Below are 13,925 nucleotides of genomic sequence, written 5' to 3' on the forward strand. Positions count from 1 at the left end.
GAGCGCCCGGCTTATGAAACGATGACCATGCACACGCCCCAGACAAAACCCGCCTTGACCTTCATCCGCCTGCCGCATGCCGAGGCGTTGGACCTGCCGGCCTATGAGACCGAGGGTGCTGCCGGCATGGACCTGCGCGCCGCAGTGGCAGTCGGCGAGCCGATGACGCTTGCGCCAGGAAAGCGGGCGCTGGTGCCGACCGGCTTCATCTTCGAGATCCCGGCCGGCTATGAGGCGCAGATCCGTCCGCGCTCGGGCCTTGCCTTCAAGCACGGCATCACCTGCCTCAACACTCCGGGCACGATCGACAGCGATTATCGCGGCGAGGTGAAGGTTCTGCTGGTCAACCTCGGCGACGAGGACTTCGTCATCGAACGCGGCATGCGCATTGCGCAGATGGTGATCGCGCCAGTGACACAGGTGAGCGTTCGGGAAGCCGACAGCGCCAGCGACACGGCACGCGGTGCCGGTGGCTTCGGCTCCACGGGCGTCTAGACCATTTCCAGGAAAAGTGCGAAGCGGTTTTCCGTCCGGAATTGCGTGATCTCGAAACGTTGGATCAGATAAGCGGCGGCAAGCGCCGCTTGACCGGTGTCGACTTGACGATCGACGTATTGGTCTGCGCCTTCTCGGCGATGCGATCGAGCAGCGTGTCCAGTTCCCCCATATCGCGCACGAACAGCTTGGCGATGAAGCAATCGTCGCCGGTGACCTTGTCGCATTCGACGATCTGCGGCGTCTCCTGGATCAATTTCTCGACGATATGCAGCATGCCCGGCATCGGCCGCACGCGGATGATCGCCTGCAGCGGATAACCAAGCTTCACCGGATTGAGGGCGATGGTGAAGCCGTCGAGGACGCCGCGTTCCTCCAGTTTGCGCAAACGTTCGGCGGCACTTGGCGAGGACAGACCCACCTCCTGCGCCAGCTCCTTCAGCGACACGCGCGCATTCGCCGCCAGGATACCCAGAATGCGGCGATCGAGTTCATCGAGCATGGGCAACCTCATAAGCCAAAAGATCGAAACCATCTTAGATGATGAGGTATAATAGCAGAAACACCTGCGATCCTCCATATAAACCTGCGCTCTGGCCGATTAATCTTGGAGCCTCAACCGAGGAGTGATCGCCATGGGCGCAGACATTAAAAGAGGCAGTGCGGAGATGACGGCGGCCATGCTGATATCGGGCACGATCGGCTGGTTCGTGCTGATGTCGGGCCAGCCGGTGACGAGCGTCGTCTTCTGGCGCTGCGTATTCGGCGCGGTGACGCTGGTGGCGATCGCGGCCATGCTCGGCCTGCTCGACCGGCGCCATTTCACCCGGCGGACGGTGCTCCTGTCGATTGCCGGCGGCATCGCCATCGTCGTCAACTGGCTCTTGCTGTTTGCGGCCTATTCGCATGCCTCGATCTCGATCGCGACGATGGTCTACAACACCCAGCCGTTCATGCTTTTGGGGCTCGGAGCCTTGTTCCTCGGCGAAAAGATCACCGCGACCAAGGTGTTCTGGCTTTCGATCTCCTTTGCCGGCATGCTGGCGATCATTTCAGCCAAGCCCGGCGGCGGCTTTGCGCCGGAGGATTACCTGATCGGCATCGCGCTTGCGATCGGTGCCGCCTTCTTCTACGCGATCGCGGCCCTGTTGACGAAGTTGCTCAAGGGAACGCCTCCGCATCTGATCGCGTTGATCCAGGTGGTCACCGGCACGCTGATGCTGGCGCCGATGGCGCTTGCCGCCCCGGCACCTTCCGGCGCCGAACAGTGGTCGATCCTGATTGCCGTCGGCGTCATCCATACCGGCATCATGTATGTGCTGCTTTACGGCGCGATCCAGCGGCTGCCGACGCACATGACCGGGGCGCTATCCTTCATCTACCCGATCGCTGCCATCGTCGTCGATCGGCTGGCTTTCGGCCATGCGCTGCAGCCGATCCAGATCTTCGGTTCGATCGCCATCCTGGTCGCCGCAGCCGGCATGAATCTCGGCTGGAAACTTCGCCTGCCCTCGCCTATCAAGCGGAGACGCGAAGGGAGAACCGCATGATCACCTGCTATCTGAAATACGTTATCGACCCTTACAAGCTGGCCGAGTTCGAGCACTACGCCAAGCTCTGGATACCGCTCGTCAACCGGCTCGGCGGCACCCATCACGGCTATTTCATGCCGCACGAGGGCGCAAACAACATCGCACTGGCGCTCTTCACCTTCCCGAGCCTGGCCGAATATGAAGTCTATCGCGGGAAAATGGCCAAGGACCCGGAATGCCTGGAGGCTTTCGCCTTCGGCGAAAAGACGCGCTGCATCGTCAGCTACGAGCGCAGCTTCATGCGGCCGGTGTTCGAATAGGAAAGACCACGCCGCGTGTCGCCGTAGAGCGGCGCGCGGCAGCGAATTGCCTGAAGCCCGATAGAGGCCGCTTATCTGAAACGCGTCGCGATCTCTACAGCGCCGCGCGTCCTATTAGACGCGCAAAGGTCGCTGTAGCACTTTGAATGGCTGCATGTTTTTATCGCTAAATCGAATAGGATTTAACGAAACATGCAGTAGGATTCGCTGACTGCGCTTTAAGCTTTGGTTTTTGCGCATGTCGTGATCGCAAAGCCGCTGCCCACTTTTGCGCGACATGTGTCAACGGCGCGCTTCGGCGGCCATGCTGAGGGCAAAGCCGAACAGTGCCGTGCCCATCGCCCAGCGCTGCACGACCATGAACAGGGGACGCCCGGCCAGGAAGGCGGCGATAGAACTTGCCGCCAGCGCAATCATCGCGTTGACCGAGACACTGGTGGCGATCTGGATCGAGCCGAAGATCATCGACTGCGCCAGCACATTGCCCGCCTCCGGGCGGATGAACTGCGGCAGGAGCGAGAGATAGAGCACGGCCACCTTCGGGTTGAGCAGGCTCGTCAGGAAGCCCATCAGGAACAGCTTGCGCGGACCGTCCTTCGGCAGGTTCTTGATCTGGAACGGCGAGCGCCCGCCGGGCCTGACCGCCTGCCAGGCGAGATAGACGAGATATCCGGCACCGGCGAGCCGCAGGACATCATAGGCGAAAGGCACGGCCAAGAGCAGCGCGGTGATGCCGAGCGCCGCCGAGACCATATAGACGACGAAACCGAGCGCGACGCCGCCAAGCGAGATCAGGCCGGCCGCCGGCCCCTGGCTGATCGAGCGGGAGATCAGGTAGATCATGTTCGGCCCGGGTGTCAGCACCATGCCGAGAGCAATGAGGGCAAAGCCGATGATGTTTTGGATCTCGGGCATAACGCGCGCCTTTATTGAGTATTTCCCAAAGCTCTACGCATCTCCAAAAACCGGGCAACGCCAGACTTGTCACCCGATCAATTTTGTCGCGAAATTGCCGCTCGCCCGCCGATCCCGATTTCCATTTTCGACGCTCTTTGGTAAAAGCGGCGTCGCCACCCGGGAGGAACGATCATGACGCTTGCAGCCCTGCTTGCCTATAGCGGCGCTCTCTTCATCGCAGCCATCATTCCCGGCCCCGGCGTGACGGCGCTCGTTGCGCGAGCGCTCGGCTCCGGCTTTCGCGAGACCTTCTTCATGGGGCTCGGCCTGATCCTCGGCGACATGGTTTACCTGACCGCCGTGGTGCTCGGTCTGGCGCTGATCGCCCAGACCTTCACGACCGCTTTCCTGATCGTCAAGTTCGCCGGCGTGCTCTACCTCGGCTACATCGCATGGAAGCTTTGGACCGCCGGCCTGTTGCCGCAGGACATCAAGGCGAAGACATCCGCAAGCGTGTCGATGTCGTTCCTTTCGGGCCTATTCGTCACGCTCGGCAACCCGAAGACAATGCTGTTTTATGTGGCGCTGGTGCCGACGCTGATCGACATTGCGGTGATCGGGCCGCGCGAATACGGGCTGCTTTTGATCGCGACGTTCCTCGTGCTGCTGACCGTGCTTCTGCCCTATATCCTGCTTGCCGCACGGGCGCGCACGCTGCTCAAACAGCCCAAGGCATTGCTGGCGCTGAACCGCGTTGCCGCTGGCGTGCTGGCAGGCACCGCCGCCTATATCGCTACCCGCGCCGCCTGAAAAAACATTCCCCGGACTGGGCTTCCGCCGGTGGTTTTTCCTCCGGCTGATCGTCGCGTCGCGGTTACCGTTCTGGAATAGAACGGGCATGGCCCCTATTGTCACAACCAAATCGTCACACCCAAGGGAGAAACTTAATGCCTGACACGCGCAAGCCCGGCCGCGGCCGCGTCTACTCCTCGATCACGGAAACGATCGGCGACACTCCCATCGTGCGGCTCGACAAGCTTGCCAAGGAAAAGGGCGTGAAGGCCAACCTTCTCGCCAAGCTCGAATTCTTCAACCCGATCGCTTCGGTCAAGGACCGCATCGGCGTTGCCATGATCGAGAGCCTGGAAGCGCAGGGCAAGATCGTTCCCGGCCGCACGACACTGGTCGAGCCGACCTCGGGCAACACCGGCATTGCGCTCGCCTTCGTCGCCGCCGCCAAGGGCTACAAGCTGATCCTCACCATGCCGGAAACCATGTCGGTCGAGCGCCGCAAGATGCTGGCGCTGTTCGGCGCCGAGCTGGTACTGACCGAGGGCGCCAAGGGCATGAAGGGCGCGATCGCCAAGGCGCAGGAGCTGGTCGAGACCTTGCCGTATGCCATCATCCCGCAGCAGTTCGAAAACCCGGCCAACCCGGAAATCCACCGCAAGACGACGGCCGAGGAGATCTGGAACGACACCGACGGCAGCGTCGACATCCTCGTCTCGGGCATCGGCACCGGCGGCACAATCACTGGCGCCGGCCAAGTGTTGAAGGCACGCAAGCCGTCGATCAAGGTGATCGCCGTCGAGCCAGAGGAATCGCCCGTGCTTTCGGGCGGAAACCCTGGCCCACACAAGATCCAGGGCATCGGCGCCGGCTTCGCGCCCGCGATCCTCGACACCAGCGTCTATGACGAAGTCGTCACCGTCAACAGCGGCGAAGCCGTCGAGATCGCCCGGCTCGTTGCCCGGCTCGAAGGCGTGCCGGTCGGCATCTCCTCGGGTGCGGCCCTCACCGCCGCCATCGAGATCGGCCAGCGCCCGGAAAACGCCGGCAAGAACATCGTCGTCATCATCCCATCCTTTGCCGAGCGGTACCTTTCGACGGTTCTGTTCGAAGGCCTGGGCGCGTAAGCCGATCATTGCAAAGTGCAAACGAAAGGGCGCTTCGGGCGCCCTTTTTTGTTGCCCACTGCTGGACTGCGGGCGTCACCGCCGGCCCCGCGTGCGCCAAACCGGACCTTCAAACCACGTCGCTGGCCTGAAACACCGGCATCCGTTCTCTTCATTGAGAATGTCCCGGTTTAAACGGAGGCGCAAAAGCGCTCTATCTTCTTGTTTTTACGAATTCTGACGAGATTCCGCTTCGTACTTTTTCTCGAAGCGCTCGAAAGCGCTTCACGATCTCCAGGATTCGCTTGCTGCCCTTTCAGCTCTTGTTTTTTGCGCATGTCGTGATCGCGAACCCGCTGAACACTTTGCGCGACATGCTTTTCGCGCCGCGATCTTTCAGATTCGCTTTCTGCGCTTTAAGCTCTTGTTTTTGCGCATGTCGTTATCGCAAAACCGCTGCACACTTTTGCGCGACATGCTTTAGGAAGCTATGCTCTGGGGTTTCGCTCGGTGAAACCAGCAAGATTGGCAAGCGTCGATGAAAGACCCGCCTCGTGATCCTCCCGCGATATGCCTTCAGGAACATTCGCGCAGGTTACACGCACCCGGGTGCCACCGGATATCGTCTCCGGTGCCCAGGTGATCGTCATGATCCCGGCAAATGCCGGATCTTCGGATTCGAACTCCACCTGCTGCACGACGCGTTCATTCGGGCGCAACTCGACGAAGCGCCCCTCGACAATATCGGTCTCATCCGACGTCTTGCCGCGATTGCCATGTTCGGATTTATCGTAGACGAGCGCCATGCGATAGCGACCGCCCTCTTTCGCCTCAAATGCATGGACATGGCCCGTCATCCCCTCCGGGGGCAGCCATCGCGTCACGGCTTTCGGATCAAGCAGTGCCAGATAAACCACCTGCGCGGACGCCACGATCACACGTTCGGCGCTATCCGTTCGTCTGAGCGAACCGTTCGTCATGACAAACCTCCCAAATTGAGCAGTGCGGCAAGTATCCGGTGCCGTCATCAAGATAGGGCACTCGACCGTTTCCGCCTATTGCCGACGGCAAGCGCGGAAGAAGCGTTGCAATGACCACTCGAGAGAACCTGCAACGAAGGACGACCATCGCCGCAGAGCGCCGCGACTCCGCCAGTCAGACATGGCGCCCAGTGGACGCGGCAAGGCTCCAAACTTGCCCCGTTAGTTTCCAACTTGGGTCGATGCGCATGTCAGGAATTGTGCGGCAGCATACAAAAGCAAAGTCGCCGACTTCCGAAACCGCAATTGCAGGTAACGCGGACGGCGACTGCCCGACGCCGTCAACGACCGTCAGGCGGCCGCTTGCAGACGCTCGCCGGCGATGCGGTAGGAGATCGCTTCGGCCAAGTGCAGCCGGCCGACGGTCGCGCTGCCATCGAGATCTGCGAGCGTACGCGCCACCTTCAGGACGCGGTGGTAGCCGCGCGCTGAGAACTTCAGTTTTTCGGCAGCGTCGCGCAGCAACTGCAGGCCGGCTGCATCCGGTTCGGCAATGCGTTCGATCATCGCCGTCGAGCAGCGGGCGTTGCTGGATGGCTCGCGACTGCCGAGCGCGGCGAAGCGATCGATCTGCAATTGCCGGGCGCGGGCGACACGTCTTGCCACAGCAGCACTGGCCTCTGCCGCCATCGGCCGGATCAGGTCTGCGGCGCTGACAGCCGGTACGTCGATGCGCAGATCGATCCGGTCCATCAGCGGGCCGGAGATGCGCGCCTGGTAATCGCTCATGCAGCGCGGGCCACGGGCGCAGGTGCGGCCGGGTTCACCCGCCATGCCGCACCGGCACGGGTTCATCGCTGCCACCAGTTGGATCGCGGCGGGATAGGTGACGCGATGGTTGGCACGGGCAATGATGCATTCCGCCGTTTCCAGCGGCTGACGCAGGGCATCAAGCACCTGCGGGGGGAACTCGGGAAACTCGTCAAGGAACAGAACGCCGTTGTGGGCGAGCGATGCCTCGCCTGGTTTCGCTCGCAAGCCGCCACCGATCATCGCCGCCATGGTGGCGGAATGGTGCGGCGTGCGGAACGGCCGCCGGTCGGACAGCTTGCCGCCCGGCAACTGGCCGGCGATCGAGTGGATCATCGAGACTTCGAGAAGCTCGGCAGGCGTCAAGGGCGGCAGGATCGACGGCAAACGCGAGGCCAGCATCGATTTGCCCGAGCCCGGCGGTCCAACCATCAGCAGATTGTGGTTGCCGGCGGCGGCGACTTCGAGCGCCCGCTTGGCGCTCTCCTGTCCCTTGATATCGGCAAGATCAGGCAGATCGGTAGCGCCGGCGCGAATGGCAGGCTCCGGCCGGGAGAGCACCTGCGTGCCCCTGAAATGATTGGCGATGGCGATCAGGCTGCGGGGTGCAAGAATATCGATCTCGGCGCCGGCCCAGGCGGCCTCCGGACCGCTTTCGGCCGGACAGATCAGCCCCTTGCCGAGCGCATTGGCGCCAATTGCGGCCGGCAGCGCGCCGGCGACGGCCGCGACCGTACCGTCGAGATTGAGCTCGCCGATCACCACATAGCCATTCAGCGCGTCGCCGGGGATGGCACCGAGCGCGGCCATCAGCCCTAGCGCGATCGCGAGATCAAAGTGGCTGCCTTCCTTGGGCAGATCCGCGGGCGCGAGATTGACGGTGACTTTCTTGGCTGGCAGCGCTAGACCAGACGCATGAAGGGCTGCCTGCACCCGCTCGCGGCTTTCGGCCACGGCCTTGTCGGGCAGGCAACGATCTGCATGCCGACCCGCCCGGGTGCAACCATCACCTGAACGTCGACCGGCACACCTTCTATACCCTGGAATGCAACCGTACTGACCCGCGCAACCATGACCGCCTCTTCGACCAGGGCGGCCCGCCATGCCGCCGCAACCCCGGTGGTTGCAGCGATAAATCTTGCACGGAAAACACACAAAAACAAGAACAATAACAGAACATCACGCCTTGCGTCGCGCAGATGCTTGAGCAGCACATCGCTCGACCGTCCCACCGTCACCAGACGTGCTGAAACCCAGAGATCGCCCGCCGGCCATCGGCGCGCGTTCGCAATCGGTCTCGAAACGTATCAACCGCTTGCGCTCAACTTGGATCCAAGCGGCCACAGGCGGATTGCCGATGCCATTCGAACGCCTACTTAGTCCTCATGTTTCCAGAGGGGATTGATGATGGTTGGCATCCGCGAACTGAAAAAGCGCACTCGATACTTTCTACATGGAGACAAAACGCTGCCTGGGTATGCCGCTGACGGCCTCAGGACGACGAACAAGAACACGTCGTTCATGGACGAGCCGCAGTTTGCAGCAGCATGGACCATTGCCGAGGAAGGCAACCGGGAGGCCTGGCGGAAGCGCGGCCGCGTTCCCGATGTTCGCTGGCGCGCGCACACGTGCTGTTGGGCGGCATCGCGGGCGCTTCGCCTGGAAGGCGACTTTGTGGAATTCGGCGTGAACGCCGGTCTTCTGTCAATGACGGTGTGCCGGTATCTCGGTTTCGAAGCGCTCGATCGCAAATTCTGGCTGTTCGACACGTTCGGCGGCATCCCGCACGGGCACATGACCGACGTGGAACGCCGCCTGACAACGCAGCGAAACACCGGCATCTACGAGGACGTTTTTGAGGTCGCGAAGCGCAACTTTGCACCTTTCCCCAATGCACATCTCATTCGCGGCGTGCTGCCCGATACCCTCGAAGGCGTTCCGCTCGGAAACATTGCCTATCTTTCGATCGACCTGAACGTCGCGCAATACGAGAAGGAATGCATCGAACGAGTGTGGGACAATCTCGTACTGGGGGCAACAATCGTTCTCGATGACTATGCGTTCCGCGGCAGCGAGGAACAAAACGCGATGTGGAACGACTTTGCGAGGAAAAACGGTCAGGCGATTTTGACGCTGCCGACCGGCCAGGGAGTGATTGTCGTCCAGTGAACCGTTTTGCTCCCGTTCATGATTCCGTCGGTAAAATGCTCGGGCAGTCAAAGGAGAGCCCTATGATCAGGATGATCAAAACATGTGCGATAGCCACCATCGCGTGCACCTTCGTAGTAGGAGCGGCAGCTTCCCAGGATCTGGATATTTATATCGACGGCGGTGGCCCGCGCTACCGTGATCAGCCACGCTACTATGACGAGCCCCGGTACTATGACGAAGACGACGGCTGGGGCGAGCAGCAATATCGCCGCCGACCGCCGGAAGCCTATCAGTGCACACCGCGCCAGGCGCTTAACAAAGCCCAAAGGTATCTTCGCAATCCACGCGTCGGCCGGACGTCGCAGGAGATTATTGAAATTCGCGGAATCGGCAGCCGTGGCGAACGCAATCGCATCATCTTCGGTACGCGACGCGGGTGCCCGCGCATAGGCTGACAAAGCAACCAATCACGGTCCAGGGAGCACTCGCTCGGCTGGCCTTTTTGGAACGGTATTGCTGGGAGCCTGTTCCCATAGAGCGTCTGCAACAGCTCGGTGATGGACGCCAGCCAATCAGCACCACGATCGGGATCGGCCAGAGCGCGTCTGCGCGCTGGTAGCATCTCGTGGCTACAGCGCGCGCCTGTCGTCTAACACGTGCGCCGCCTGCGCTAGGCGCGCTTGCGCTCGATCGCGTCCCAAAGCAGGCTGGCGACGTCGGCGCCGCCGAACTTCTTGACTTCGCGGATGCCGGTCGGCGACGTCACGTTGATTTCGGTCATGTAGTCGCCGATGACGTCGATACCGACGAAGAGGAAGCCGCGCTCCTTCAGCGCCGGTGCGATGCGGGCGCAGATTTCCTTCTCGCGCGCCGTCAGTTCGGTCGGCTCGGGCCGGCCACCGGCGTGCATGTTGGAGCGGGCGTCGTGCTCGGCAGGCACGCGGTTGATGGCGCCGACCGGCTCGCCGTCGACGAGCAGGATGCGCTTGTCGCCCTTGCGCACCGCCGGCAAATACTCCTGCGCGATGAAGGGCTCGCGGAACATCTGGCCGAACATTTCAAGCAGCGACGACATGTTGCGATCGTCGCGCGCGGAATGAAACACACCAGCGCCGCCATTGCCGTAGAGCGGCTTCAGGATGATGTCGCCCATTTCCTCGCGGAATCGCGCGATCTCGGCGGCATCGCGGGTAATCAGCGTCTTCGGCATCAGATCAGCGAATTCGGTGACGAAGATCTTTTCCGGCGAGTTGCGCACCCAGGCCGGGTCGTTGACGACAAGCGTCCTCGGATGCAGGCGCTCGAGCAGATGCGTCGAGGTGATGTAGGCCATGTCGAAGGGCGGATCCTGGCGCAACAGGATCACGTCCATGGTCGAAAGATCAAGCCGTTCCGGCTCGCCGAGCGTGAAGTGGTCGCCCTTGACGTCGCGCAACGTCATCTGCTGCGCAGTGGCGAAAACCTTGCCGTCACGCAGCGACAGCTTCTCCGGGGTGTAGTGGAAGAGCCGGTAGCCGCGGGCCTGTGCCTCAAGGCACATCGCGAAGGTGGAATCACCTGCGATGTTGATGCCCGACACATGGTCCATCTGGACCCCGACATTGACGATTTTCGCCATCTTCCTATCCCCGTTAGATCGCGATGACCTTGGAGCGGTCCGATCCAAGGTCATAAACGTGATCGATATTAATACGTTAGAGCGAGATGCGGGCGGAGAACCGAGCAAACGTTTCCTCATCCCGCTCTAGAAATGCCCGCAACATGTAGAATGCGGACTCGCCTTAGGCAAGGCTCGAGCGCCAAGCATCGAGCGCTTCAGCGGCAAGGCTATTCAAAGCCCTCGATGACGCAGGTGATGAGATCATGATCCGAAAGCGGACGGCCGTCCGCGTCGAGCGAAGGAATGATCCCGCTTTCGCCGATCTTCAAGCCCCGTGACAGAAACCAGTCGAGTTTCATCGCCCGCTCCGGCCAGCGCGTGATCAGGCTGGGGCGGGTCGTCATCAGCTCGATCGGCCCGCCATGGCGGGTGAAGCCGCGCGCAGCGCTCGTGGTGAACAGCCCTTCGGCCTCGAAATCACCGCCAGCGTGGTTGCCGGTGTTGAGGTCGCCGCCGATCAGCACAGGCAAGGCCAGGAAGGCTTCATCGAGCGCCTCGATCAGTTCCTTCACCTGGCGCTCGCGATAGGGCGCCGTGGTGGCGCTTTCGAGATGGGTGGAAACGGCAACGAAGGGCCCGGCTTGCGTCTCGATCACCGCGCCGATGGCAAAGCGTTCGCCGACGCGCGGCTGATCGCCGCCATCCATGAACCACAGCCGTTTGCCCCAGAGGCGGAGCATGAACGGCCGGCCGAGCGGCACCGCAGCCATCAACGCATTGCCGTGAAAACCCTTTTCGTTGAAGTCGTCCTTGCAGAATTCCAGTTCAGTATCGGAACCGAGGCCGAGCTCGATGAACTCGACGCCGTAGGCATATTGCATCTGGAGCGTGGCTGCGACCTCCGCGGTCGGGTGGCGCTGGCCGGTGCGGGCCATGCCGTTGTCCATTTCCGAGAGCAGCACGACCGGCGCGTCGGTTGCCGCCAGATGCGCGGCACTTTCCGGCGCAAACAGGCAGCGCTCCAGGTTCCAGGCGGCGATGGTAAACGGAAAGGCAAGCGGCTCGCCCGACGACGGCGCGCCGCCGATCTCGATGCTGTTCATCTCGGGAAGTGCTGCCATCACGGCATCATGGGCTGCGATCGAACGTTCAATCGCCGTGAAACCGGCGCGGGTTTCCTGCGAGGGCACGGTGAGGCTGATGACAGTCTTTTCGATCACAATGCCGGCTCCAGGCTGACGGGACGAGCGCTTTCGGCAGTATTGGCGAAAGACGTTCCGCGCTCCAGTCGCTTGCCGTTCTCGGGCGAGAAGAAATGCAGGCGGCCCGTTGCAATCGTGACAGCAAGATCGCCGGACAAGGGAATTTCGGGAGAAAGCGCCACGGTCAGCGCCTGATCCTCGATGGTGCCGTGGACGAGGCGTTGCGCGCCGAGTTCCTCGACATAGTCGACCTGAAACAGCATCGCATCCTCGCCGACGGCGGCAAGCCGCAGGTCCTCGGCGCGCAGGCCGACGGTGACCGGCCCTTCGACCGGCGCACTGTCGCCAAGCTCGATCCTGTAGGTGCCGACAGAAAGGCGCGAGCCTTCGATGCGGCCCTTGATCAGGTTCATGGCGGGCGAGCCGATGAAGCTCGCGACGAAGGTCGAGGCCGGGCGATGGTAGACATCGAGCGGGCGGCCGATCTGCTCGATCCGGCCACCGTTGAACACCACAAGCCGATCGGCCAGCGTCATCGCCTCGAGCTGGTCGTGCGTGACATAAAGCGATGTGGTGCCGAGGCGCTTCTGCAGCCGCTTGATCTCGCCACGCATGGAAACGCGCAGCTTGGCGTCGAGGTTGGACAACGGCTCGTCGAAAAGGAAGGCTGCCGGCTTGCGCACGATGGCGCGGCCCATGGCCACACGCTGACGCTGGCCACCGGAAAGCGCACGCGGCTTGCGGTCGAGATAGGGCTCGATCTCCAGCATGCGCGCGGCTTCCGCTACACGGGCGTCGATCTCGGCTTTCGGCGTCTTGCGGTTCTTCAGACCGTAGGCGAGGTTCTGGTAGACCGTCATATGCGGATAGAGCGCATAGTTCTGGAAAACCATGGCGATGTCGCGCTCAGCCGGATCGACCTCGTTGATGACGCGTGGGCCAATCTTGACCGTGCCTTTCGAGATGCCTTCAAGGCCTGCGACCATGCGCAGAAGCGTGGACTTGCCGCAGCCGGACGGGCCGACAAGCACGATGAACTCGCCGTCCTCGATATCGATCGAGACGGACTTTACCGCCTCGACGTTGCCGGTATAGATCTTCGAGACCTCGGCGATGGTGATGGCCGCCATGGCTGCCTCCGTTGGTAAATTGCGGTTTGAGGAAGCGGCGAAGACGGCTTCGCCTCTCCTTTGTCTACTTGTCGCTTTCCGTCAGGCCCTTGATGAACCAGCGCTGGAAGATCACCACGATCAGGACCGGCGGCAGCATGGCAAGGATCGCCAGAGCAAAGGCCTCGTTGTAATCGGGGATGTTCGAGCCGACCCAGACGAGCAGGATCTGCTTGATGCCGCGCACCAGCGTGAAGAAACCTTCGTCCGTGGTCATCAATGTCGGCCAGAGATACTGGTTCCAACCATAGACGAACATGATGATGAAGATCGCCGCCATCATGGTGCGCGACAGCGGCACCAGCACGTCGATGAAGAACTTGAACGGGCCGGCGCCATCGATGCGCGCTGCCTCGAGCAATTCGTCCGGCACCGACTTGAAGAACTGACGGAAATAGAAGGTACCCGTCGCCGACGCGAGCAGCGGCACGATCAGGCCGGTATAGGTGTTGGTCAGCTTCAGCGTGTTCATCACCTCGTAGGAGGGAAGAATGCGCACTTCGAGCGGCAGGAGCAGCGTCGTGAAGATGATCCAGAAGAAGAAGGTCGCGAGCCGGAAGCGGAAATAGACGATCGCATAGGCGGCCAGCATCGACAAGACGATCTTGCCGAGCGCGAAGCCGAGGCCGAGGATCATCGAGTTCATCATCATGTTGAGGCCGGTGATCTTGCCGGTGAAGCCGCCCTTGCGGGTGAGCACCGTCTCGTAGGTCTCGACGAAATGGCCGCCCCAGCTGAGGCTGAGGCCGTTGCGGTGGATATCCGCCGCCTCGTGCGTCGACGTCATGAAGGCGACCACGACCGGTGCCACCATGATGAAGACGCCGGTGAGGAGGATGACGTGGTCGAAAAACTTGGTGCGATACATCGGCCC

General features: G+C 61.8%; 14 protein-coding genes and 1 pseudogene. 7 read left to right on the forward strand and 8 right to left on the reverse strand.

The features are described from left to right. The first annotated feature begins 21 nt into the window (after nt 1-21). Entirely contained in the window at nt 22-495 is a 474-nt protein-coding gene (gene dut / locus ASD00_RS01515; RefSeq protein WP_025425632.1) for a dUTP diphosphatase, read from the forward strand. Nucleotides 496-559: 64 nt separating this feature from the next. On the opposite strand, the gene ASD00_RS01520 is transcribed toward dut, so the two are convergent. Next, the gene (locus tag ASD00_RS01520; RefSeq protein ID WP_025425631.1) at nt 560-997 is read right to left on the reverse strand and encodes an Lrp/AsnC family transcriptional regulator; all 438 of its coding nucleotides are present in this window, start codon (nt 995-997) and stop codon (nt 560-562) included. 133 nt (nt 998-1,130) lie between these two features. On the opposite strand from ASD00_RS01520, the gene ASD00_RS01525 reads away from it, so the two are divergent. Both ASD00_RS01525 and ASD00_RS01530 read left to right on the forward strand, forming a co-directional pair. Further along, nucleotides 1,131-2,045: a DMT family transporter gene (locus ASD00_RS01525; RefSeq protein ID WP_025425630.1), complete on the forward strand. Its 915-nt coding sequence runs from the start codon at nt 1,131-1,133 to the stop codon at nt 2,043-2,045. Continuing rightward, nucleotides 2,042-2,347: an NIPSNAP family protein gene (locus ASD00_RS01530; protein ID WP_025425629.1), complete on the forward strand. Its 306-nt coding sequence runs from the start codon at nt 2,042-2,044 to the stop codon at nt 2,345-2,347. The genes ASD00_RS01525 and ASD00_RS01530 overlap by 4 nt, the downstream gene beginning before the upstream one ends. A 282-nt stretch (nt 2,348-2,629) precedes the next feature. Here the strand turns inward: ASD00_RS01530 and ASD00_RS01535 are convergent, their stop codons facing one another. After that, nucleotides 2,630-3,262, reverse strand: a complete 633-nt coding sequence (locus tag ASD00_RS01535; protein ID WP_025425628.1) for a LysE family translocator — start codon at nt 3,260-3,262, stop codon at nt 2,630-2,632. Between the two features lie 174 nt (nt 3,263-3,436). Here ASD00_RS01535 and ASD00_RS01540 point away from each other — a divergent pair, with 174 nt between their 5' ends. Then, nucleotides 3,437-4,054 (forward strand): LysE family translocator, encoded by a 618-nt coding sequence (locus ASD00_RS01540; protein WP_057204309.1) that lies wholly within the window; start codon nt 3,437-3,439, stop codon nt 4,052-4,054. A gap of 137 nt (nt 4,055-4,191) precedes the next feature. Beyond that, a complete protein-coding gene (gene cysK, locus ASD00_RS01545; RefSeq protein ID WP_057204310.1) occupies nt 4,192-5,160 on the forward strand; it encodes a cysteine synthase A in 969 nt (322 codons plus the stop codon). Nucleotides 5,161-5,627: 467 nt separating this feature from the next. Here the strand turns inward: cysK and ASD00_RS01550 are convergent, their stop codons facing one another. Both ASD00_RS01550 and ASD00_RS01555 read right to left on the reverse strand, forming a co-directional pair. Beyond that, nucleotides 5,628-6,119 carry an SRPBCC domain-containing protein gene (locus tag ASD00_RS01550; protein ID WP_025425625.1) on the reverse strand — a complete coding sequence of 164 codons (492 nt, stop codon included), beginning with the start codon at nt 6,117-6,119 and terminating at the stop codon, nt 5,628-5,630. 351 nt (nt 6,120-6,470) lie between these two features. Continuing rightward, nucleotides 6,471-8,002 (reverse strand): annotated as a pseudogene (locus ASD00_RS01555) (YifB family Mg chelatase-like AAA ATPase). Nucleotides 8,003-8,333: 331 nt separating this feature from the next. Here ASD00_RS01555 and ASD00_RS01560 point away from each other — a divergent pair. Both ASD00_RS01560 and ASD00_RS01565 read left to right on the forward strand, forming a co-directional pair. Further along, on the forward strand, nt 8,334-9,098 hold the full coding sequence (locus ASD00_RS01560) for a TylF/MycF family methyltransferase (protein WP_225906194.1): 765 nt from the start codon (nt 8,334-8,336) through the stop codon (nt 9,096-9,098). A gap of 62 nt (nt 9,099-9,160) precedes the next feature. After that, a complete protein-coding gene (locus ASD00_RS01565) occupies nt 9,161-9,535 on the forward strand; it encodes a hypothetical protein (RefSeq protein WP_025425623.1) in 375 nt (124 codons plus the stop codon). Between the two features lie 215 nt (nt 9,536-9,750). On the opposite strand, the gene gshB is transcribed toward ASD00_RS01565, so the two are convergent. From gshB to ugpE, 4 genes are all read right to left on the reverse strand, one after another. Next, nucleotides 9,751-10,698, reverse strand: coding sequence for a glutathione synthase (gene gshB / locus ASD00_RS01570; protein WP_057204313.1), 948 nt, complete (start codon nt 10,696-10,698; stop codon nt 9,751-9,753). Between the two features lie 209 nt (nt 10,699-10,907). Then, nucleotides 10,908-11,900, reverse strand: coding sequence for an endonuclease (locus ASD00_RS01575; RefSeq protein WP_025425621.1), 993 nt, complete (start codon nt 11,898-11,900; stop codon nt 10,908-10,910). Beyond that, a complete protein-coding gene (locus ASD00_RS01580) occupies nt 11,897-13,012 on the reverse strand; it encodes a sn-glycerol-3-phosphate import ATP-binding protein UgpC (RefSeq protein ID WP_025425620.1) in 1,116 nt (371 codons plus the stop codon). Before ASD00_RS01580 ends, ASD00_RS01575 begins: the two co-directional genes overlap by 4 nt. 64 nt (nt 13,013-13,076) lie before the next feature. Continuing rightward, nucleotides 13,077-13,919, reverse strand: coding sequence for a sn-glycerol-3-phosphate ABC transporter permease UgpE (gene ugpE, locus ASD00_RS01585; protein ID WP_025425619.1), 843 nt, complete (start codon nt 13,917-13,919; stop codon nt 13,077-13,079). Between the last annotated feature and the right edge of the window lie 6 nt (nt 13,920-13,925).

The sequence above is a fragment of the Ensifer sp. Root31 genome (assembly GCF_001424825.1).
GTDB classification, from domain to species: domain Bacteria; phylum Pseudomonadota; class Alphaproteobacteria; order Rhizobiales; family Rhizobiaceae; genus Ensifer; species Ensifer canadensis.

What these genes read in the sequence shown, in the direction of transcription:
- dut (WP_025425632.1), top strand. Translation starts at nt 22, where the DNA reads ATGACCATGCACACGCCCCAGACAAAACCCGCCTTGACCTTCATCCGC.
- ASD00_RS01520 (WP_025425631.1), bottom strand. Translation starts at nt 997, where the DNA reads ATGCTCGATGAACTCGATCGCCGCATTCTGGGTATCCTGGCGGCGAAT.
- ASD00_RS01525 (WP_025425630.1), top strand. Translation starts at nt 1,131, where the DNA reads ATGGGCGCAGACATTAAAAGAGGCAGTGCGGAGATGACGGCGGCCATG.
- ASD00_RS01530 (WP_025425629.1), top strand. Translation starts at nt 2,042, where the DNA reads ATGATCACCTGCTATCTGAAATACGTTATCGACCCTTACAAGCTGGCC.
- ASD00_RS01535 (WP_025425628.1), bottom strand. Translation starts at nt 3,262, where the DNA reads ATGCCCGAGATCCAAAACATCATCGGCTTTGCCCTCATTGCTCTCGGC.
- ASD00_RS01540 (WP_057204309.1), top strand. Translation starts at nt 3,437, where the DNA reads ATGACGCTTGCAGCCCTGCTTGCCTATAGCGGCGCTCTCTTCATCGCA.
- cysK (WP_057204310.1), top strand. Translation starts at nt 4,192, where the DNA reads ATGCCTGACACGCGCAAGCCCGGCCGCGGCCGCGTCTACTCCTCGATC.
- ASD00_RS01550 (WP_025425625.1), bottom strand. Translation starts at nt 6,119, where the DNA reads ATGACGAACGGTTCGCTCAGACGAACGGATAGCGCCGAACGTGTGATC.
- ASD00_RS01560 (WP_225906194.1), top strand. Translation starts at nt 8,334, where the DNA reads ATGATGGTTGGCATCCGCGAACTGAAAAAGCGCACTCGATACTTTCTA.
- ASD00_RS01565 (WP_025425623.1), top strand. Translation starts at nt 9,161, where the DNA reads ATGATCAGGATGATCAAAACATGTGCGATAGCCACCATCGCGTGCACC.
- gshB (WP_057204313.1), bottom strand. Translation starts at nt 10,698, where the DNA reads ATGGCGAAAATCGTCAATGTCGGGGTCCAGATGGACCATGTGTCGGGC.
- ASD00_RS01580 (WP_025425620.1), bottom strand. Translation starts at nt 13,012, where the DNA reads ATGGCGGCCATCACCATCGCCGAGGTCTCGAAGATCTATACCGGCAAC.
- ugpE (WP_025425619.1), bottom strand. Translation starts at nt 13,919, where the DNA reads ATGTATCGCACCAAGTTTTTCGACCACGTCATCCTCCTCACCGGCGTC.